The following is a 21,395-nucleotide window of genomic DNA, read 5'->3' on the forward strand; positions in this document are numbered from 1 at the left end:
GTCGGAGCTCAAATCATCGGCAATCCTCCTCACAACCGGACGATCAGTACATCTCCTCCCACGCCGATTTCTTTTCGCAAAGCGGCCTCGGCGTGGAGCTGACCGCGTGTCGCCCGACCGGATATTCTGCTTTTAGCGATCAGCCGCCGCCTCGTCGGCTGCGACACTGCAGCCTGCCGCTTGAGATCGATCTTGATAATCGACGTTGCAAAAGGTGCGGCGGACTTCGGATCGTCGAGCGGAATGTAAGCGACGATTTTCCGCTGACTGTCGATGCGTACGAGCGAATTGTCGCCCGGCTCGCCCGCCAGATAGGCCGCGCATCCGAGATAGACACGCAAAACGCCGGGCAGATCCTCGCGCCGGCGCGCATCGACAAACAGGCGGCCACGCGGGTCGAGCGCACCGATACCCCCCGCCGCTGCCTGCGCGATTGCGGCATCGACGGCGGCGACGTCGGCGAGACCCATCAGATAGGCGCCGGACTCGGCCAACAGCTCCTTCTGACTCCCGAAATGTGTGCGAATATCCCGCACGATCGCACCGCCGAGCCGGTCCGCGCCCTGGCGCTGGTTGAGCCGAGCCAGCGCGAAATGAACGAGAAGATCCTCGCGCATGGCCGTCGCGGCCTGCTCCATCGTCGCAGGATCGAGGTGGAGCGACGCCATGAGATCGAGCGCCCGCGGGAGTGCGACATGATGTTGCGAGAGAAGCGCCATCACCGCCAGCGGAACCTCCTCCGCCACCGGCATTCGTCCGCGCATCTGGGCAAGTTCGGCGAGTTCGTTCAGCGCGGGCGCGATCCGGTCGGCAAGTAGCGGTCGGGCCGAGGCCGCGCGCCGTTCGCGCGGCGCGCGATAGGCCGCCGTGCTCGATCGCCGCCCCATACGGCGGCGGAGGAGAAATTCTTCGAGATCGTCGGCGCGGCGGCACGCGAAAAATATGCCGGGCGCGGCCGCCACGGGCTGCGTCCCCGTGACATCGGCGACGAGTTCGCCCAGTTCGGCATGTCCGAAATATTTCTGGAACGTGCCGCGGCTGGTCAGAAAACCGTCGCGATACGGCCGCAAGCCTTCGGTCGACACCTGCCCCGCGATCATCGTAGAGACAGCGAGCACGCCGCGCGCGAGCTGCCAGGCGTCGCGAAGCGCCTCGCGGCGTTCTCGGGCATCCTCGATGACATTGAGCACGAACCCAAGGTTGACGACATCAGCCTCCTGCCTGGCAATGTCCGGGGCGAAATGCGGATCCCAACCGCTCGCCTCGATACCCGCAGCGGCGAGCGCCCGCAGATCATCGCCCTGTCCGCACCCGTAATCGAAGACCGCGACGCCCGGTGCGAGAACCCCGTGCTGAACGAGCAGCGACATCGGCTGCGAGAGGCTGTGGCGAACGATGGCCGTGCGGTGCCGCATGACGGGTGCACCCGCGACGGTCATAGCGGCTGCCCCTGCCCGTCGAGGCCTGCCGCAGCCAAAATCGCTCGCCATGCCGACAAGCGGCCGATCCGGTTGCGATCTTCGAACAGGCCGAGCCGATCGAGCTTCTCCGTCAGTTCCGTCCAGGCGGGCCGGCGGGGATCGTCGCGCAGCAGCAGAAGCTCCTTGCGGTGCAGGATGAACGGGTTGAGCGAACCTTCATAAGCGATCCGCCCTATCTTGGATGTCGCATGATCGACGCGTGTCGCGGCGACGAGCCTCGGAAAAGCATCGCGCTCGAAATCGGCATAGTAGAGCAAGCCGACCGCTTCCTTGCCAAGGCGCGCGACGTTCCAGGGGGGACACCCCGCGCGTGCATCCGCCTCCTCGATGATCTTGCGCTGCCCAGGATCGAGAGCCTTCAGCGCGCTTCGATGGATATAGAGGTCACCGCGGACCCGTTTTCCGACGCCCGCGCCCATGGTCAGCTTGCCGGTGCACCGCGCTGGCGCCAAGCTGCAACGATGGCATCGACGAGATCCTCGACCTCATCGTCACCGATGAAGGGGACCTGTGCGTAAATTTTCTCGTCGCTATCGAGCTTGGCGATGAGATGCCCCTTGCCGAGCAGGCGATCGGCGCCCTTTTCGCCGAGCGCGATCTTCGAGCTGCCTTCATCGGGCAGGCGCAGGATCAGCCGGTTGCCAAGATTGGTGCGCAATTGCATCGTCATGACCTGCACGTCGGCGCGCTGATAAACCATGAAAAGATGCAATCCCGCGGCCCGCGCCTTGGTCGCGATCTTATTGAGCAGGCTGTCGACCGTTTTCTTGAAGTCGTCGTCCTGCATCCAGTTCGCCACCTCGTCGAAAAATATGAACACGCGGGGCAACCTCTCCTCGGCCGCGACGCGTCGATTATATTGATCGATATTGCGGTAACCGCGCTCCGAAATAAGATCGTAGCGCTCCTCCATCTGGTTCACGAGCCGCTCGAGCAGCGCCACCGCCTCGTCCTGATCCGCTACGATCCCGCCGCGCAGATGCGGCAGACGTCGCGCCCAAGCATAATCGACGCCACGTTTGGGGTCGATCAGATGAAGTTCGATATCCTCGGGTGCATTGAGCGCACAAAGATCGAGCATCAGATTGGTCGCGAGAATCCCTTTGCCGCTACCGGTATTCCCCGACACCAGACTATGCGGCGCAGCGCGCTCCTGCCCCCCGAAATCGCCTGCCAGAGGCAGGTAGAGCAGCGCGCCGTCATCTTCCTTTTCCCCGACGAGCGGCGCGCAGCTTTCGGCGGGCGACGCCCCGGGGCTCGGCGAGCGGCGAAGCCAGGCGTCGGCGAGATGGAGGATGGCGCGTTCGGGGCGACGGATCGCGACCGCTATATGTCCGGGCATTGGGCTGATGCGCACGATATCGATACGATGCTTCGTAAGCAGATCGGTCTGGCGCCGTTCGAGCCAGCCGACGGTCAGCGTGCGCGCGCCCACATAAACAAGCGCACTATTGGGCGTCAGCCGGCTCTCGATGATGGGCGCATCCATTCCCTCCGCCTGCAGGGCATTCTGGAGGTCGCGCACTTTTTCCTGGAGCCAGAGTTCGCCAATTGCCTGGTCCTCGGCATGGCTCATACTCAGGAGGGCGGCGCGGATCGGCGGCGCCCAGCCTTCACCACCCGCGGCAAAGGGCGTGGCCGTAGCGGACGCTGGCGCAGCCTCTCCGTCGCTATCGGCCGCCGCGTGTTTCTCTGCCGGCTCGGGAACGATGTCCGCCACGGCGTTGCTCTCCATGTCCGGATAGGCGCTGGCGAGAGGTTCCGTATCCGCGCCTTGTTCTGCAACACCACCACCAGACGGGAGCGGACCGCGCTCGGGCGCTGGCGGCGGTCCGCCGTGCGGCCAGTCCGGCGGCAAAGGGAGCGGCGGCGGCGGCAGATCGTCGCCGAGCGAACGGAGAAGAGCGACAACGTCGCCGCGACCGTGGACCCATTGGGCGATCGGGCGACGCTCTTCGGGCGGGAGATCCTCATCGGGCAGCATCGGTTTGTTGCCGTCCGCACCTTCGAGATCGAAACTGAACAGCATCGAATGGCCACTGACTTCGACGCGCACCGTCTGCTGGCGGAGGGCCTCGAGCCAGGCCGCCTGAGTCAGGCCCCCAACCGTATCGAAGGGGTCCATATGTTCGAGCAGCATATCAGCAATCCGGTTGCGCCAGATCGCGGGATCGAGATTGCTTTCGGCAAGCAGAAGTCGCCGGTCCATTTCGGTGTAGCTGGCCTCGAGCTGGCGCAATGACTTCACCCGATGCTGCGCGAGGGTCGACGCCGTGCAATATTTCGCCTCGGCGATCACGACGCGGACGAGCGGCCCTTCGCCGTCCGCCGAAAAGCATATGCCCATGATATCGGCCATCTCGCCCTTGAGATCGAGCCAGCGGCGATTGTCGTCGAGAAAGAACCAGGCGGCGGCATGGTCGCCATGCGCGGCGAACAGCCCCTCAAGGCGGCGTTCGGTAAGAACGAGGCCCAGCATTTCTTGCGCATAGTTGCGCCACTGCGCGGCGCGCATGACGACCGCGCCCGACAGGCGGGCGGCCGACGCATGAATGCGCGTCAGCAGCCGCCCGCGGTCTTCTGCGGACATATCGGGTAGCAGCTGTGCGAGGTCTCCCCCGAGCCGATCGCCGATATCGCTGCTCGAAACCTCGGCGGAGACGATGACATTATGGGCCGAATTGGGTGTCGAAAAATAGCGGATGATCCGGCGGCCATCCTGCACGATCAGCCGTTTGTCGGCAATGCGGTCGAAGGTCACGACCCAGTTGGCGAGCCCGTGCGCCCGCGCGAGGACGTCGGCGACCTCGGTGTCGACAAACTCGACCCATCGGAGGGGCAGCCAGGGTCCCGCGGGAGCGGTGACCTGCCGGTGGAGCACATCATAAAGAGCATGCGTCCAGGCCGCGACGGGCGCGGGCTGGATGGGCGCGGTCAGGAACAGCCCGGATTCCACGCTTCGCTTCTGGAAGGGTAGCCGCTTCGACCGGTCGGTCGGCATGTGCGCTGCAATATCCATGGGATCGGCGACGGGCTCTCCCTCTTTCCAGCGCACCTGGGCGGATCGCGCGATCACGTCCTGAAGCAGAATGAGATCGCTGCCTTTCCCGCCGTCGGGTGCGACCAGACGGTCCGGCCCGACGAGACTGATGCGGAGACGCGACAGGAAACCACGCGAGAAATCACTCGATGCCGGCGCGGCGATCTCGGCGGCGATCCGCCGGTTTTGGCTCTCGTAAAGGTCGCGAAGGCGCGCCTGGTCGTCATGGGTGATGACGAGATCGCAGCGGACATCTGGGTTTTCGTCGACGAACCGCGCGAGATTATTGGCCAGCAGGACCGGGATATCGTCGGATTCGGTACCGAGCATCGCGATCGAGAAATTGGTCCGCTCGTGCGGCCGCAGCTCGAGATATTCCGTGGTGATGCGCCGCAGCGCCTCGACCGCCTCTTTCGCGCCTTCCTCGCCGATGTTGCGCACGCCCTCGCCTTGCGCCTCCTCGAGCAGGCTGCAGTCGAGAACGCGCTGGGTTTCGGCGAGGAGATGCCCTCCGCTTCGCCCAATATCGCCATAATAGCTGTTTGCGAGAATGCGCACCCGGCTCTCGAGAAATTCGGACGCCCCCGTTCGCTGGGTGGCGGTGGAGCTGGTAAGCGCCTTGCTGGCGGCGCTGAACTGCCGCGCCTTCGCTCCGATTTCGGCGAGACGCAGCGGATTCCAGGCCGTGACGATCGCACCAGGGCGGCGGCTGTCGGCCTCGATCGAACCGATCGCGAGCAAGGGTGCGAAGAGTTCGCGAAGGCCTGCCTCGGTCGCGGCATGGCTCCGCAGTGCGGCGAACACATCGCCGAACGCCTCTAGCTGCCCGATGAGGTCGGCCGATGCGAGACCGTCGCCCGCGATCATCGCCGCGATCGCGGCCGAATAGCGGGCTCGGAAACCCGCAAAGGCCCCACGAATGGCGACGGCGCCGTCTCGCGTGACGATCGCGTCGGCCTCAAGCTCGGCGAGCGAGGCAAGGAAGCGCTTGCAGACGAGATTGCTTTCCCGTTCGGAGTTCGCGAGCACGCCGAGCGTCATGCCGAAGGTGTCGATCATCGACGCCGCATCTTCGAGATCGATGCCCGATGCGCCGCCCCGCGAGCGCCGGTTCTCGGTAACCGATCCGGTGAGGAGGAAGGCGTCGCTGGCGCCGTCGGCCAGGATGAAACGCAGGTCGGTTGGCAGCGAATAGCCGATCGCATTGGCGATCGGCCGCCAGTTCATATGCGCGCGGGCGAGCGGATCGCGGACTTTCCCGCCGCGCGCCGAGCCCGCTTCGCTGGCAGGCACCAGAAAGGCTTCGAATTCGATCGAGTTGGTGCCCGACGGGCCGTCGGCCGCTTCCTTCTCCCAATCGCGTTCCCAGCACAGGCCGAAGTCGAGGATGATCTCGGGCGCCAACAACTGGTCGAGACCGCGATAGCGGTCACGCAGGTACACAAGTTGGCGTTTAAGCTTCTCGTTCGCCCAGAAGCTGGCCTGGTCCGACCCGCGAAGCCAGATATAGACGCGCATGTCGCCGTCGCCGTCGCTTTCCGCCGAAACCCGGTCGATCAACCGCAGCAGGCCTTCGTAGAGGTCGCCGACTTCAATCGCCTTCTTGAAAATCAGCTTTTCCCAGCGGCGGTACAGCGCGGGGTTGCGTTTCAGCCGCTCGCGATGGCTCTCGAAAAAATCGTCGATCTTCGGCCCGGGCGTTGCGACGTCGGTCTTGAGACCGTCGAGAAACTCCTTCTCGGCGTCCGTGAGCGTCGCCCGGAACTCCTGATCAAAAAGCCTCCGCGTGTCCTGTCCGAAGGTCGGTTTTTCGGTCTTGCGGGCCTGCGCGAAAACCGCAGACATTTCATCCCAGGGTATTTCGGCGGCGGCCGCCTGGGCTTGGCTCCACAGGCCATCGCGAACGTTGCGATCGTCGCAGAGCGCCGCGATCCGGTCGGCATGCAATTCGCCGAGCGTTCCCGCTTCTTTCAGCTCGCCGAGCTTGCGCAGAAGCTCCCCTGCGGCGAGGGTTTCGCCTTCCTTGTTGCGGCGGAAAAGGAAGGGCTGCGCGTCGGCGCGTAGTTGCTGGAAGAACTGGCGCGCCGCAGGCGCGTCGGCCGATATCTTCGTCTTGGCATCGCCAGCGCTGCGCGGCAGACGCAACGCGGGAAGCGCATCGCGAACAGCATTGTCGAGCATCGCGCCCGCCAGCATCGTTTGCGCGACGCGCGCGCAGAATTCCGCGAGCAGTGCGGGCGTAACCATCAGGTCGCTGGCGAGTAGGCCAGCGATCACATGACCGAAACCTTCGCGGGTTTCTTCGAGACTGTGCGCGAGGGCAATCTCGCTCCAGTCATAAGGGCGTTCGACGAGCCAGGCTTCGTCGATCCGGGTGACATGCCCGATGCTCTGCTCGACCGACCGGATGTGCGCGGCTGGGACCGAAAAAATCGTGGCGCGCACGCCGGGCGTCGGGTGGTTGCGGTGCCAGGTGGCGGTGCGGCTTGACACGCTCGCCGCACCGAGATCGCCAGCGCGAAGCAGCGGGTGGACGAACACCTCGATCGGGCCGATATGAGAAATCGCCGCAATATGGCGCGCCATCGCGCTCGTGATGTCGGGTCGCAGCCCCATGATTCCGAAAAGCGCGCGCGTCCCGGGCGCTTGCAGCGTATCGGCGATCCGCCGCGCGGCGACGCGCCCGATGATGTCAAGCGACTGCATCGCGCACCTCGCTGGCCAGCGCCGCACCATCGGCGTGAAACGGATTGGTCACGAAAGCGCAATCGTCGGACTTGCGTTCGAGGTAGCCGAGCATGCGTAGCCGTTCCTCGAAGCTGCGCTCATTTTCGCGAAAGCTCGCCTCAGTTTCGGGAAGTTCGCCGCCGAAGGCCTGCATCGCCTCCTGCGCACCGATGACGATGTGATAGCGCCGATAGAGCCGGGCCAGAAAGGCGTCGAGCTCGACCGGACCGCCGACGTTGGCGAGCACGAGCGCCTCAATGAGTTCGTCATTCGGCGCATACCATGTCCCGACCCCGGCACGGGCGGTGACCGCGCCAGTCTGGCGCCCGGTCGCGACATACATGGCGCCGACCGAATGGCTTCGCGAACGCTGGACGTCGTTCAGAAGTTCTTCCATCTGTTCACGCGCACTGGGCATTGCGTGCGGATCGGTCCCGATGTCGCGCGACCACAGGAAGCGTCCCGCGAGATGGTTTCGCGCGGTGAGGCTGTTGTTCGGACTGGTCTCGATCGCCTGCCATTCGGAGCTGGCCCGGTAGTTTTCGACGAAGCTGCGCATCGCTTCCTGCGGCAGGCGGCGATGACGACGATACATGGAATCGGAAAGCTTGCGCAGGCCGGTCGCGCTCGACGTTCCTACCATGTCCATGACGAAAGGCGGAACATGGTCGCTGTCGCTCTCGGACGTCTCGATGCCGCGCTCGACGACGTAGATCATGAGGTCGAATCCGCTGAGCCGGGCCAGCGAAGCGAGCGAGGTCGCCAGCGGCAATCGCCGCAAGGACAGGATTGCCAGCCAGTCGGCGGCGATCCGGTCATAGGCGCGGTGTGTCAGGAGCGGAAGATAGCCGGTGGTCAGCGAGCGCGTCGTGTTTTCCTCCGCCTCGCGCCCCTGAAGTTTGCGCGTGAGCCGATTCCACGGGCTGCGCGCCTTGAGCAGCCGTTCGCGCAGAATGGCCTCGATCCGCGCGCGGTCGGGCGAACGGTTGAGCATCAGGTAGATGATCTCGCCCGATCGGCGGAGCCAGCGCCGGTCGGGCTGCAGCTTCACCTCGCTCACATCGGAGAAGATCATATTGTCGCCGAGCGGGAGAAGGTGCCGCGAGGTCGGGCGGCGGTTGTTGTTGCCGTCGATCTGGCTGCTGCGCAGCAAGGCGACCGCGTTCGCCAGATCCTGAAAATGCGGAAATGCCTTGCGCAGATAGGCGATGTCGAGCTGGTTCGACGCGGCCGCCTCGCGCTCCCATGTCGCCCACATCGTTGCATTGTCGTTTCCGGAGGCGGCGATGTCATCGAGATACTGGTCGGAAAAGAGCAGATGCCGCAGCGATTCGGACAGCGGGACATTATATTGAAGCCACTCGTGCACGGGATTTCCCGCCCCGTCACTCTCGGGCCCGGGAAATATCGTCTTCGCGTCGCGCTCGCGCGCAAAGCAAATGTGGATGGTCTCGAGGATCGAGAGCCAGGGCGACTGGTCGTCGTACAGGAGAAGGCCCCAGATCGGATATTCGCACCACAAGGTGATCTGGTTGAGCTGCAACCGCGCGGGCGGGGTCAGCGCCTGGTTGACGACAAGCGGCGACATTTTGCTATCGGACATCGTCAGACCTCGAGCATCTTGGCGTCGATCTGGCCCGAAGATCCGAGCGAGAGCACATGAACCGCGTTCAGTTCCTCGTCCTGGTCGCCCTCGCCGAACGCTGCCGCCGCAATCAGGGCGAACTGGCGGATTTCCTGCTGGCACTGGCGCGAGAAACTCGAGGGAAGACTGCCCTCCTCCACCCGTAGAAGATATTCGAACAACAGCGGGCGGAGATCGAGCGGATCGATTTCGCCGCTTGCCGACTTGCTTGTGATGCGCAAGCGTGGGCGGCCAGCCCCTTCCCCCATCTCGAGGCGAATATTCTCGAATTTCGCCGCGCGCGAAATCGCATCGACGGTGGCGATACGGCCGACCGTATCGTCGGTCCGCCCAATCGTCCCCGCGAGCCAGAGCTTGTCGCTCTCCTCGGCCATCATCCCGAGATAGGCGCGGTTCAAGCCTTTCACGAGGCGTCGCGTCACCTGGTCGAGCAGCGTCTTGTCGCCATCGCCTTCGAGCCCCTCCATCACCTTGAGATAAAGGCCGGCATGATGGAACATGGTCAGCCGCCAGGGCGAGGCCGGACCGTCCCCCGCATCGGGAAGACGAAAGAAGGCGCGGCGGCGCTGGGTTGCGATCGCGCGCCGGAATTCGTCGGCCTTGTCGCGATCGGCGGTCACATAATAGGCGCGGCGCGCGGGCTCAAAGAGCTGTTCGCCGTAGAGAAGATCTGCCTCGAACAAATGCCGCGCGACCTCTTCGGGAACGCCGCGGGTCAAGGCGTCGTCGAGGAGATTGTTCGTTTCCTCGCCAAGGCCAAGCGCGGCCATCTGATGGAAAACGACATAACCCGATCGGCGCGCGGAAGGCACATTGAGACCGAGCGCATTTTCATAAGGGTTGCAGACCGCATATTGGCCGCGGCTGGCTCGGACCCGCGCCCGCGCACAGTCGAGCATCGGATCGTCGGGCGTCGTGCGGTCCCCGAGAAGGATATTGACCCCAAGCATGATCAGAAAGCGGATCGGTACATGACTGTCGTTCGCCGCGCCGAGCCGCAGCACATCCTCAATGCGATCGCGGAAAATCGAGCCCACCCCAAGATCTCCGCGCAGCAGCGCGCGGTTGAGCCGTATCGGACACGGGTTGTCGGTCCCAGTGCCCGGGCACCCCTCACAGCCCTCGTCCCATTGCGGATGATCGAGGATCTGCCCGAAAATCCGTTCGACCGTGTCGCGGCTCCAGGTGCGGCTCAGGTTGAGCAGCGCCAGATCGAGCGGTCCCTCGACGCGGTCAAAGCGCAGCATTCGCGCCAGTTCGGCCTGGATCTCGGGCGCGCCCGCGAGGTCGCTCGAACGGAAGTAGCGCAGTAGCTGGCCATCATTGGCCGCCACCAGATAGCGGATATCGCTGCGCTCGCCCTTGAGGCAGGCGATAAGGCCGGCAAGCTCGGCGTCCTTTTCCTCCTCTTCGAGCTCGCTGAGATCGCGGATCACCCGGAGCTGCGCGCCATTGGGCAGTTCGACCTCGAGAACCGGATCGCGGCCGGGCCACTGCTCAGGGGGGAGCGCGAGCTTTCCGAGCAGAAATTGCCGGATATGATAAGTTTTTCCATCCCCCGCCGTCCCGGTGAGAATGACGTTGCGCGGCGTATCGCCGCAAAGCGCCTCGACCATCTCGTCCAGCCGCGGCGCGGGAATTTCGAGCGGCGCGACGTCGAACCGGTCGAGCGCATCGCGCACATTCTCGTCGCTCAGCATGTCGGCTTCGGGCGAAGGACCGTAGGTCTTCAGAAAGGAGACCAGCGGATTGGAGTGGCAGGCGCTCACAGGTGGCAGACCGCGCAGCCGTCGTCCGCCTTTGCCTTGATCTGGCGCCGCGGCATGCGCTCGACGTCATCGAGCGACCGGCCATCGACCCAGGTATATTTGCGTCCCCCCTTCATCCGCTCATAATCCTTCGCCCGCTCGTAGAGGGCCGGATGCCGTTCCTTCAGCCCCTGCCATTCCCCGATCTGCTGGTAGAAACAGAAATAGCAGCCCGAGCGGCTGCGCCATTCATAATAGTCGGGAAGGCCGAGGCCCGCGCTATCGAGGATGCGCCCGACCTCCGCAATGTCGATCGCATCGTCGCGATAGGGATAGACCGGTGTGATATTGGGACGCTCGGAGATCACCACGGGCTTGGCCCCCGAAGTCCCCGTTCCGAGATAGCCCGCGCGGTTTTCATCGGCGCGCAGCCCGATATAGGAATAGGCGCGGCCGCTGCCCACGAAGCGCTCGAACGGCGCGATCTTCATGATCCGCGTACACCAGCGTGCCCGCGGGCTCGGCAGGAAACCGGCAAAATGCTCGTACAGCGCGATGTCGAACGGCGTACGGCCCGGCTTTTCCGCCACGTCGAACATTTCCATGGCCGACACCCGGTGAATCGTCTCGCCGAGAACATTCTCGAGGCGGTCGAGATAATCGATCGTCTCGGGAAGCTCGACGCCCGTGTCGGAGAAGACATATTCGAACCGGACGTCGGGATTGCGCTGCTTCAGATAGACGGCGAGCGCCGAACTGTCCTTGCCGCCCGACACCGGCACGATATGCCGCGCCTCCGCGTCGCGGACCGCTTCGTCGACATGAACCGCACCGCTCGTCATATATTCCCCCCCGCGACCCTGAGGCCCGCTTCGCGGTCGGCCTCGTCATCCTCCTCGTCCAGCCTTTGCAACATCGCGGCGAGCCCCGCGAGGCGCGCCTCGATGATCGGCCGCAGCGCCTCGTCTGGACGATCTGTATCGAGCGCGGCCGATTCGATCCGGTCGCGCGCGTCGCGCAGCGCAAAACGGAACTCGGCCGCGGTGCGGTCGTCCCACTTGTCGAGACTGCGCTGGAGCAGGATCGAACTCAAATTATTGGCCAAAGACTTGGGCGAGAAGCGGCCGTTGATGGCTTCGACCGATTTCCGAAGCACCGCCTTGTCGATGATGCGCAGGTCGCCGCGCCGCTCGATCGCGGACATGTCGAAGCAATTCGCCCAGGCGGTGACCGCGGCCAGCGGGTCTGGCACGGGAATGTTCGAGCGAAAGCTCTCCCGGATGACATCGACGGCCTCGGCCGCAAATTGGTCGCGCATATGATCGACATCGTTGCGCGCCCCTTCGAGCGCCGCGATATTCTCCAGCAGGGCTTTCTTTCCGCCCATCGCCTCGGGAAGCGCGCGAAACAGAAGGTCGACCGGATCGCCCATCGCGCCGAGTGCACGAAGTAGGCTCTTGCCCCTCGCGCTCAGCTTCTGGGACCGCCGCGACCCGTCGGGAACCGTGAGAAGCCAGCGCAGGATCGCGTCATATGCAAAGCGCACCAGCTCATCGGCGGACGAGGGATGCTCATGCGCGAAGACATAAGCGATCTCCGACAGATATTCCTTCCTTTCGGGCGTTACGTCGAGAACCTGGACGGTAAAGCCCTCGGGATTGGCGACCATGCCGTCGAACTGGAAGCCGAGCGTATCGGCGACATAGATGCCATCCTTGTAGAGTGCGACGGCACGAGCGAAATGTTTGAAGCCCGCAGCGACAAGCAAAGGGATGACCGCCCGGGGCGCCCCGATCGGCACTGCGGTCAGCCCGGCGACGAAGGCGCCGAGATCCTTATAGCCGTGCATCCCACTCGGTTGCCGGAAAAATTCCGCGATCCTCGTCCAGACCTCGCGAAGCCCCGGATCGGCCAGTTCGTCGGGATCGGCAAAGCGTGTCGCGCCCGCGGGACGCAGTCCGCTATGTTCGAAGACCGTGCGGTAGATCGACCCCTCCGCGCTGCGATCGCCTTCCTCATAGCCGAGCCGCGGCCGATCGCCACGTTCGAGGATCGCGCCGACGATCCGCACGCGGGCGGTCTGCATCGTCCGCGACGCCGCGTCGCGCATCAACTGCTCGTTCGCGATCCTCGGGGTCTGATGGAACCAGCGCCCCAGAAGCCGCGACGCTGCCATCGAGGCGGGGCGCTCGGCGCTGACCCCGAGCTGCTCGCCTTCGGCATACCAGCTCGCCGATCCGCCGCGCGGATCGAGAAGGGTTCGCAGTTGTGACGCGAGTTCCTCGAAGGCGACCGACTGAAGCTCGTCAATCTCGGTGACGACCATCGGGTCGGATTCGAGAAATTCCTTGTCGGCCCGCAAGGCTTCGATCGAGGTCAGTTCGAGAGCGGCGCTCTCGGCCGCCAGAGGGCGGTCGGGAACGACGATGACCGCGCGGGCGCGCGTCTTGAGCGCAGCCTTGCGCGCCAGTTTGATCGCCGCCTTGTCATCGGCGAGAACGTAGAGGAGCTGGCCTTCGATAGCCGCGGGATCCTCGACGAGCGCCGTAAGTTCGTCTAGCGATACATAGCGCCCCCCGAGGAACCGGTTAACGCCGAATTCGGCATTGTGCCGCGTCGCGCGAAGATGGGGCGCGGGAAAGCGCTCTTCGAGGAAGGGACGCAGCGCGAAGGCCGCGCCACGCCGCTCGCGCTCTTCGCGAACACGGATCGCGACATCGATATCGGCGCCGTGCCAGACCGCCACATCGTCGGTGTGTCGCCGCCAGAGCAACAGATTGGCTGCCAGCAGCGCATCGATGGCCTCGGATATGTCGGCGCGCGGCGCCGAGCCGGCCAGCGCGAGTTCGAGCAGGTCCCGCGGCAGCCGGCGGCGCTCGCCGCTCGTGCCCAGCTGGAGAAGGCAGGCGCCCGCAAGGATGGCGCGCTGCAGATCGTCATCGGCGCGCGACCGGGCGCTTTCGGTCTCGATCCAGCGGCGGTAGGTGCCGCCGATCCCGACATCGGTGCGCATCGCGTCCGAAAACGCTGAGTAGATCGCCTCGATATCGACCGGACGCGCAAGATCGGCCTCGCGCAGGAAGGAGAAAAGGCTTCGCTCATTCTGGCCGACCCGCGCGACGAGCGTCGGGAGGATTTGGAGCGCGCCTGGCGAAAGCGGACGCGCATCGTCGAGGATGGCGCGCATTCGCTCGCGGGTTTCGATGCCGTCGAGCCATTTCCAGCGCAGCGCGGCATCGATCGTCTCGTCATCGGCGACGGCGAAGGCGGCATCGACCGCGGCGGGGCGCATGTCGCGTACCACATCGGCGACGAGGCGGTAGAATTCCTGGCTGTCCTCGACCATGCGCAAGGCATCGAAACGGCCTTCGATCTTGCGCCATTCGCTGCGCGACGTCTCGTTGAGCCGCGTCGCATAGGCCAGGAGATTCTGGTGGAGGAGGAGCGTGAGGCTCATCGAGGGGTCCGACGCGCGCGCGACGCGCTCCGCCAGACGCTGGACGACGTCGAGCTCGCTCGCACGACCGTCGGCGACAAGCCCTTCTAAATGGCGCCCGAACTCGTCCCAGATGATGGCGACATGATCCCAGCCGCCATCGCGCATCGCCTTCCCGAAGCCCTCGACAGTCTTGGGCGGGTTCGCCATGCCGAGCGATGCGGCAATCGCGGCCAACGGATCGTCGACGAGGCCGGTCAGAATGACGAGATTGCCCCGGCCGTTCCGCCCACAATAGGCGAGATAGTCGGCGCTAGCCGCCGGATCGACATGCGCGAGGCGGTCCAGAACGGGTGCGAGCGCCTCGCAATCGCCGGGCTCGCCGCGAACCAGGAGCGCGCCAACCCCTGCCGCGAGGCTCTTTCCACTGCCATATGGTGCAATGACCATCGTGACGGCGCCAGGCCGGGTTATCGCCGTGATGATCGGCAGCGCGCGCCGGGTCGGCCTGTAATGCGCGAAACGCGGCGGATGCGCGAGATCCTCGACGAGACTGAGCGAGCGGAAGAAGCTGGCCTCTATCATACGTCCGCCTCGATGCGCTCGTAATAATCCTGCATCCAGCTCTCGACCTTGCGATGTCCCGCTAGGACGTGCCGTTCCCCCGCCAGCGATTCGATGCTCACCCCCTTCATCCAGAGCGCATCGGCAGCGCGCGACGCGATATCGTCGATCGTTTCGAACGAGGAGCAGAATATCCGGCCGGGACCGCCAGGAAGCGTCGCCAGCTCGCGCAACGACAGCGCGTCCTTTCCTGTCGCCTCGGATAAGAGCGAGACCGAGGCAAGAAAGGCCTCTGGCGGCAAACCGACCGGAGAACGCGCCCGCTCGAAGCGGCGCACCACATCTTGGCGGAGGATCAGCCCAAGCTCGCGCAGCGGGCAGGCTCCGACATCATCGGGATCGACGAAGTCGACGCCGGGCCGGGCGGCATAGGCGCTGAGAATACAGGCGACATCCTTTTGCGCGACCGCCGGACTTGCGGGACGGACCGCCTTGGCGCGGACATGATCAAGGAAGGCGTCGGTGCACATTGCGCGGTCGAAATGCCGCTCGGCAAAATCGTTGAAGAACCAGTGCCAGACGCTGCCCTCGCGCGAGGTAAGAAATAGGTGAAGAAACCACCAGGTGCCGGGCAGTTCGCAATAGGGATCATAGCGCAGGACGAGCTTAGCAGCTTGCGACGGGACGCGCCCACTGCGCGCGTCAGCGCTGTCGTCCGCGAGCCCCGTGGCACGGAGCCAGAAACCCAAGGATTCGACCATCTTGGACCCAAGGCCAAGCTCGTCGGCGACCTCGGTCGTCGGATGAAAGGCGCCCTCGCGCTGCATCTGGAGGAGGCCCTTCGGCAGCCAGCCGTAGCGCACCGGGAAGGTTGCGTGCCCGCCGTAGGAATAACGGGTCATGCCAGTTGCCATGACCGGTTCCTCAAAAGGCTCACGCTGGCCGCAACGACGTCCGCTGCGATATCGATCTCGGCCGCGCTGTTGAGCGCGGACACGGAAAAGCGCAGCGTCTCAAAGGCTTCGGCCTCGGTCAGCCCGAGCGCGGTCAGCACATGCGAAGGCTCGGGTCGCTGGCTCGAACAAGCCGAGCCCTGCGAGGCGGCGACGCCGCGCACATCGAGCTGGCCCGCGAGCGCCATCGCGTCGATGCCGGGAAACCTGATGCTCATGATGTTGGGTAGCCGCGGCGCTGAAGCGCCGAGGAGGATGGCATCGGGCACGGCGGTCCGGAGCCGCCCCTCGAACCGTTCACGCAGCGCGGCCATATGCGCAACGCTGCCCGCCAACGTGCTCGCGCGCTCGTCGCAAGCCACACCAAATCCCGCGATCAGCGGCACCGCTTCGGTGCCCGCGCGCAGCCCATGTTCCTGATCGCCGCCGAACAGGAGCGGCGCGAGCGGGACGTCGCGGGTGCCGGCCACGACCGCCCCCACCCCCATCGGCCCGTGCAGCTTGTGCGCGGACACGGTAATGACGTCGGGACCGCGGCCTTCCGCAAGATCGATCGGCACCTTGCCGAACGCCTGTGCCGCATCGGAATGGAAGAGCGTTTGCGATCGGCCCGCAAGGATCGCGGCGATCTTGTCGATGGGTTGCAGGATTCCCGTCTCGCTGTTGGCAGCCTGAATCGAGACCAGCAGCGGTCCCTGAATAGACGCGGCGAGCGCCGTGAGCGTGGCGAGATCGACGATGCCCTCGGCATCGACGCCGAGGACATGCACCCGCTCGGGAGACGGGGCCTGCGCCGCGGCGCGCAATATCGAGGGATGTTCGACGCTCGTCGTGACGAGCGTGCCCGCAAACCCGCTGCGCAGGACCATATTATTGGCTTCGGTGCAGCCCGAGGTGAAAACGACCCCTTCCTCGAATGCGCCGTCGACGAGCCGCAGCACGCTGTCTCGCGCGGCGGCGAGGATCTTTCGCGAGCGGGCGCCGAATTCATGGGCGCTCGCAGCATTGCCCGCGCCGCCCTCGAGCGCCGCGACGATGGCGGCGATAACATCGGGTGTCGCGGGTGTGTTCGCCGCCGCATCGAGGTTGATGGACAAATCGCTGTCGTAAAAAGCCGGCAAATTCTTGCCAATCCCATCCTGAATCACATCGCCCCCATTCGCCTTGCCCGACCATAGGAGTCGCGCTCGCCACTGCCAACCGCCCAATCGACACCAAAATGGTTGCCATCCTTCGACAAAGATGCACCAGTATTGAAACATATCACGAACAAATAGTAGGAACCAGCCGGTTTCCGGTGATTTCGTATCAGAATAGTTTCGCGCTCACCGCTCCTTTGCTCCTCTCGCGCACCGACGAGTCGATTGGCATTGACCGCAACGGAGCGGACAAAGGTCATATGACTCAAGATGTTTCCTTACGCTGGTAGCGCTTGTTATCGCAGGGCTGCTTTCTTCCTGTGGAGCGGCGGCTCCACCTTCGCGCGGCCTTGTGACCGTCCTCGCTTTTCTCCTGATCCTCTACTTCGAGTTCTACTCAGCAGCGCAGCTTCACTGCCCCGCCTTCTCGGTAGAATCTGCAGCCATCTGACGATGACAAGAAGCGAATGCAAAATCCTATGTTGTCCCGTGCGATTAAGGAAAGAGGATCACTTACAATATTGGCGAGTACAGTGTCGTTACGCGTAACGATTGGATGTTTCTTGCGATTGACAAGCGAGACGATGTGCCTTCACCAAGGCCGCTAGGGCAACTTTCGGATATTATGATGACGACGCAATTTGCGATCAGAGCGGTCAACGTCGACTTGCCGATGTTGGGCACACAGAGATTATCATTCTCCAATCCGACCGAACTTGCTTCGCATTCGACGATTCTCGTCGGCCGGAACGGTACAGGAAAATCAACGATCCTGCGCGATCTTGTCATGGCGCTACGCGCCTATTTCGCGACCAATGCGCTGCAAAGCCGCCAGGGCCTCGGACGGATTTCCAGCATCGAGATCGACAGCGAGGGGCGACATGTCGAATTGAATTTCGGCGCCGATGTGAAGCAATTCAAAGATGAACGGGATTCGCTGCGCGGAGAAGGCTGGGCGCCAAGCAAGGTCATTGCACTGTCCTTCACACCGTTCGACAAGTTTCCGCCGATCGACGACACGCTGCCCAGGCCCGGATCCCGCCCTGAGACGGCGCGCACAATAGTCGACCCGTTCTATGTCTATCTCGGCTTCAAGAACGATTTCAGGAGCTCGCCTCGCGCCCGACTGCTCCGCACAATCGACCAACTCGCCTTCGCGGAGTCGACCGTGCAATCCGACGAGCGGGTCGTCGATGCTTTCGACGCTATCGGCTATAGCCCGGTCATAGAGCTCGAGTATGAATTCACGCCGGGATGGCGCAGCGGCAGATACCAGTCAGATTTCGACGAGCAGAGGCTCAAGGAACTGGAGAGCATGCTCGAGGGTCATGTCCGCTCGGATGGCAAGCGACGGCGCCGAATGACCTATTACATCGACTTCCGTTTCGGGCGCCGCGACGCCTCGATCCCGATCGACTTCGAAGAAATCCGCCGCCTCACGGATGCCAGGGTTCTACGCCTCGGTTCGGTCAAGCTCCGTACGGCCGACGACAAGGAGGTCGAACTACTCGAACTGTCATCGGGTGAGCTCAATCTCTTCTCGGGTTTTCTCGGCCTCGCCGCTTTTCTGGAAGACGGGTGCCTCGTGCTGATCGACGAACCCGAGAACAGTCTCCATCCGGACTGGCAAATGCGATACACCGAGATGCTCGAAGCGGTATTCAGCCGGCATCGCGGCTGCCACTATATCATTGCAACACACTCGCCGCTGGTCGTCAGTGGCGTCGCCGGCCCACACGCGAAGATTCTGCGGCTCGATCAGGAACCGATCGAACTGCCGAGCCGGGCGGTCGCCAATGCATCGCCCGACGCCACGTTGCTGAGCGCATTCACAGTCGTCACCTCCGGCAACAATTTCCTCAAGCAAATCGTGCTCGAGACGATCACGCTGATCGATACGGGCAAGCATCGAAGTGCGCGCGCCCGCGAACTCGCACTGGCGCTTGCGAGCATCTACGACAAGATACCAGAGGACGATCCGATCCGCGATCTCGTCGCCGGCGTCGTCCAGACCATCCTGCAGCCATCATGAGCCGGTTTCTCGACTGCGAGATCGCCGAGATGGCCGGCGTGCGCGCGGACGTTGGCGAGGAGGTCTTCAACCGCTGGTTCGATAAGTCGGAGATCAAGGGGCGTCTCAAGAAGGTCTGCATGGACGAGCAGGGCCTGCGCTGCTGCTATTGCCGTAAGTTCGACAACACGACGAACAACCTGATATGGGATCTCGAGCATGTTCTCTGCGAGCTCTACTATCCGCAATTTTTCGCATCCGATGACAATCTAGCGGTAGCGTGCAAGCGTTGTAACAACGCGAAGAAACATGAAGATGTTCTGCGCCCCCAGCCCCGCCCCGACCCCCGTATCGAAGAGGTCCCGCAGCAGCCTGAATGCTATTCGATTCCTCACCCGCGCTTCGATGCCTGGTCGGATCATCTCAGCCATGTGAACTACCAGATATATAGTTCGGACACCGACAAGGGGGTCGAACTCATGCGCGTCTGCAAGCTCAATGAACCCGCGGTCGATCAAGCCGGCCTTGATCATGAAAGCGTGGTCGCCGCGATCAAGACGCAGTTTTTCCAAATCGTCGATAATGCGGTTAGCGCGCCGCCACCCGATGAGGAGATTCTGGTACGCATGGCGCGGGGTGTTCAGAATCTGGAGGATGAGCGCGCCGCGATGACGCTCGCTGGTCTTGCCCCAAAACTGCGAGCGCTCGGACGCAAGGCTGGGCGGCGCAATATGGAGCAATCGATCGCCGAGGCGCGTGCGCTTGCAGCCCCGCCCGCAAAACCGCCGAAAGAGAAAATCTCTGAAGGAAGAGCCTTATCGCTAGTGGCGTCTGTCGGAGGACCCCGCGCGCGCTACTCGCTGTCCGATCTTCGCGATAACTAGTTCTGTCGTCTTCGGGCAGTCGTATCTCCGCTTCAAGGCTTCATTTCGCCCCACCTAAACGGCCGGCATCAGGCACAAAGCCGCCGCTCTTCAATGAGGCCGGGCGTTGAGAAGTAAGCGTGGTCAGGAAGCCGCCATCGATTAGCTGTCGCGGGATTTAGCGTCGGCGTAGGCGGCTTTTCCCTGCGCCCTTCGCTTGGCGAGCTTTGCCATGCGTGCGCTGATCTCGTCGGGGCTGATATCGGCGGGGTCGAAGGGTCGGCCATACCATTCGATCATGGATTTGCGTTCGGGATGACGCGGCTTGGACATGGCCTCAAGGAACTCTTCGAACCCTGGTGTGCCACCGACATCTTCGGGCGGGGCTCGTCGTTCGCCATCGACGAAGCGCGGGTAATCGATGCCGGGGATGGCGGGTGTGATCTCTTCGATCTCGATACGATGTCGCCAGTTGTCCCCGAAATCATAGGTGTAGGTGAAGCTGGTGATGCCGCGCTCGACGAGCTTGCCGATGCGCATATTGGCGGCATCGCGGGTGCGGACCATGAAAGCGTCATCATCATCGAAGCGGATGCCATAGGCGGCATCGCCGACGTCGAAACGGAACAGATGGTAGTTCTCGAAGAGCATGCAGGCCTGGATCGCGAGGTGCAGGGTCTTGAGGCTGTTGGTGACGGGAAGTTCGACACGGCGCCAGATGGCGGGCTTCATGTCTTCGAGCGTGATGCGAATCCGTGCGATCTGGTCGGTCATGCCGCCATGCTGACGGGTGCGCTTTGCGCTGTCCAGTTCCACGGCATGAGCTCGTCCCAGCGGGAGGCGGGCCAGCCCGATGCGATCTTCTCGATGACATCGGCGATATAGGCCTGCGGCTCGACGCCGTTGAGCTTGGCTGTCTCGATGACCGAGTAGGTGGCAGCGGCGCGTTCGCCGCCAGCCTTCGATCCGGCGAACAGCCAGTTCTTGCGGCCGATCGCGATGGCGCGGATCGCGCGCTCGGCGATATTGTTGTCGATCTCCGCGATGCCGTCATCGATGTAGCGGGTGAGCGCATCCCAACGCTTGCGGCCATAGGCAAGCGCCTTCGCCATCGCCGACTTGGGCGACAGACGACGCAGGGCGTCGTCGATCGCGCCGCGAAGCGCATCGATCTGCGGCCTGGCTTGCTCCTGTCGTTGTCGGCGCCGGATATCGGGCGGCTGGCCGCGCACATCCTCTTCGATCCGGTAGAGCCCGGCGATACGTGTCAGCAGGTCGGTGGTAAGCGGCGTCGGGCTCGTCTGGTGGCACTCGAAGATCTTGCGGCGAAAGTGTGCCCAGCAGGCGACCTCGCGGATGCGGTTGCCTTCATAGAGCTTCTCATATCCGGCATAGCCGTCGGCCTGGAGAAGGCCGGTGAACGATCTGAGCTCGCTCTGCGGATGGATGCCGCTGCGATCGGGGGTGAACCGATACCAGGCGAGCGCCGGGGTGGCGGCGCCCGATGCGCGGTCATCGACGACATAGGCCCAGAGCCGCGCCTGCGCGGTGCGGCCCTTGCCGGGCACGAGCATCGGCACCGGCGTGTCGTCGGTGTGGAGCTTGGCGGCCTTCAGTCCTTCCTCGCGGATGCGGCTCACGATGGGGTCGAGCAGATGCGCGGCCTGGCCCGCCCAGCCGGCGAGGGTCGAGCTGTAGCGCGACAAACTGGATGAGAAGTTGCGACGATCAGGATGAGAAGGTCTGACCGCGACGGTTCCGTTTTGGTGTGTTTGCTTGTCGCTGGCA

General features: G+C 63.9%; 12 protein-coding genes and 1 pseudogene. 2 read left to right on the plus strand and 11 right to left on the minus strand.

All coding sequences use genetic code 11. The features are described from left to right. Positions 1 to 29: 29 nt before the first annotated feature. From FHR21_RS18530 to FHR21_RS18570, 9 genes are read right to left on the minus strand one after another with little or no spacing between them, the layout of a single operon-like run. Complete coding sequence (locus tag FHR21_RS18530) at positions 30 to 1,439, minus strand: DNA phosphorothioation-associated putative methyltransferase (RefSeq protein WP_184101053.1); 1,410 nt, start codon at positions 1,437 to 1,439, stop codon at positions 30 to 32. Continuing rightward, positions 1,436 to 1,900, minus strand: a complete 465-nt coding sequence (locus FHR21_RS18535) for a class I SAM-dependent methyltransferase (protein WP_184101055.1) — start codon at positions 1,898 to 1,900, stop codon at positions 1,436 to 1,438. Before FHR21_RS18535 ends, FHR21_RS18530 begins: the two co-directional genes overlap by 4 nt. Before the next feature lie 2 nt (positions 1,901 to 1,902). Beyond that, on the minus strand, positions 1,903 to 7,227 hold the full coding sequence (locus FHR21_RS18540; RefSeq protein WP_184101057.1) for an FtsK/SpoIIIE domain-containing protein: 5,325 nt from the start codon (positions 7,225 to 7,227) through the stop codon (positions 1,903 to 1,905). Beyond that, positions 7,214 to 8,851: a methylation-associated defense system protein MAD7 family protein gene (locus FHR21_RS18545; protein WP_184101060.1), complete on the minus strand. Its 1,638-nt coding sequence runs from the start codon at positions 8,849 to 8,851 to the stop codon at positions 7,214 to 7,216. The genes FHR21_RS18540 and FHR21_RS18545 overlap by 14 nt, the downstream gene beginning before the upstream one ends. Positions 8,852 to 8,853: 2 nt before the next feature. Continuing rightward, the gene (locus FHR21_RS18550) at positions 8,854 to 10,662 is read right to left on the minus strand and encodes a hypothetical protein (protein WP_184101062.1); all 1,809 of its coding nucleotides are present in this window, start codon (positions 10,660 to 10,662) and stop codon (positions 8,854 to 8,856) included. Continuing rightward, positions 10,659 to 11,483 (minus strand): phosphoadenosine phosphosulfate reductase family protein, encoded by an 825-nt coding sequence (locus tag FHR21_RS18555; RefSeq protein WP_184101064.1) that lies wholly within the window; start codon positions 11,481 to 11,483, stop codon positions 10,659 to 10,661. The genes FHR21_RS18550 and FHR21_RS18555 overlap by 4 nt, the downstream gene beginning before the upstream one ends. Next, on the minus strand, positions 11,480 to 14,662 hold the full coding sequence (locus tag FHR21_RS18560) for a hypothetical protein (protein WP_184101066.1): 3,183 nt from the start codon (positions 14,660 to 14,662) through the stop codon (positions 11,480 to 11,482). Before FHR21_RS18560 ends, FHR21_RS18555 begins: the two co-directional genes overlap by 4 nt. Then, a complete protein-coding gene (locus tag FHR21_RS18565) occupies positions 14,659 to 15,543 on the minus strand; it encodes a DUF4007 family protein (protein WP_184101068.1) in 885 nt (294 codons plus the stop codon). The genes FHR21_RS18560 and FHR21_RS18565 overlap by 4 nt, the downstream gene beginning before the upstream one ends. After that, the gene (locus FHR21_RS18570; protein ID WP_184101070.1) at positions 15,540 to 16,691 is read right to left on the minus strand and encodes a cysteine desulfurase family protein; all 1,152 of its coding nucleotides are present in this window, start codon (positions 16,689 to 16,691) and stop codon (positions 15,540 to 15,542) included. The genes FHR21_RS18565 and FHR21_RS18570 overlap by 4 nt, the downstream gene beginning before the upstream one ends. Positions 16,692 to 17,361: 670 nt before the next feature. Here FHR21_RS18570 and FHR21_RS18575 point away from each other — a divergent pair. Next, complete coding sequence (locus tag FHR21_RS18575; protein WP_184101072.1) at positions 17,362 to 18,765, plus strand: AAA family ATPase; 1,404 nt, start codon at positions 17,362 to 17,364, stop codon at positions 18,763 to 18,765. Next, entirely contained in the window at positions 18,762 to 19,628 is an 867-nt protein-coding gene (locus FHR21_RS18580; RefSeq protein ID WP_184101074.1) for a hypothetical protein, read from the plus strand. Before FHR21_RS18575 ends, FHR21_RS18580 begins: the two co-directional genes overlap by 4 nt. 141 nt (positions 19,629 to 19,769) lie before the next feature. Here the strand turns inward: FHR21_RS18580 and FHR21_RS18585 are convergent, their stop codons facing one another. Together FHR21_RS18585 and tnpC are read right to left on the minus strand one after the other, a co-directional pair. Continuing rightward, entirely contained in the window at positions 19,770 to 20,381 is a 612-nt protein-coding gene (locus FHR21_RS18585; protein WP_184101076.1) for a plasmid pRiA4b ORF-3 family protein, read from the minus strand. Next, positions 20,378 to 21,298, minus strand: a pseudogene (tnpC, locus tag FHR21_RS18590) (IS66 family transposase); the annotation flags it as partial. The gene FHR21_RS18585 and the pseudogene tnpC, both read right to left, overlap by 4 nt. Positions 21,299 to 21,395: the final 97 nt, after the last annotated feature.

This window comes from Sphingopyxis panaciterrulae, from assembly GCF_014199295.1.
Classification (GTDB): domain Bacteria; phylum Pseudomonadota; class Alphaproteobacteria; order Sphingomonadales; family Sphingomonadaceae; genus Sphingopyxis; species Sphingopyxis panaciterrulae.

Coding starts and splice junctions, on each gene's coding strand:
- FHR21_RS18540 (WP_184101057.1), bottom strand. CDS start 7,227: ATGCAGTCGCTTGACATCATCGGGCGCGTCGCCGCGCGGCGGATCGCC.
- FHR21_RS18545 (WP_184101060.1), bottom strand. CDS start 8,851: ATGTCCGATAGCAAAATGTCGCCGCTTGTCGTCAACCAGGCGCTGACC.
- FHR21_RS18575 (WP_184101072.1), top strand. CDS start 17,362: ATGACGACGCAATTTGCGATCAGAGCGGTCAACGTCGACTTGCCGATG.
- FHR21_RS18530 (WP_184101053.1), bottom strand. CDS start 1,439: ATGACCGTCGCGGGTGCACCCGTCATGCGGCACCGCACGGCCATCGTT.
- FHR21_RS18565 (WP_184101068.1), bottom strand. CDS start 15,543: ATGACCCGTTATTCCTACGGCGGGCACGCAACCTTCCCGGTGCGCTAC.
- FHR21_RS18560 (WP_184101066.1), bottom strand. CDS start 14,662: ATGATAGAGGCCAGCTTCTTCCGCTCGCTCAGTCTCGTCGAGGATCTC.
- FHR21_RS18580 (WP_184101074.1), top strand. CDS start 18,762: ATGAGCCGGTTTCTCGACTGCGAGATCGCCGAGATGGCCGGCGTGCGC.
- FHR21_RS18535 (WP_184101055.1), bottom strand. CDS start 1,900: ATGGGCGCGGGCGTCGGAAAACGGGTCCGCGGTGACCTCTATATCCAT.
- FHR21_RS18585 (WP_184101076.1), bottom strand. CDS start 20,381: ATGACCGACCAGATCGCACGGATTCGCATCACGCTCGAAGACATGAAG.
- FHR21_RS18555 (WP_184101064.1), bottom strand. CDS start 11,483: ATGACGAGCGGTGCGGTTCATGTCGACGAAGCGGTCCGCGACGCGGAG.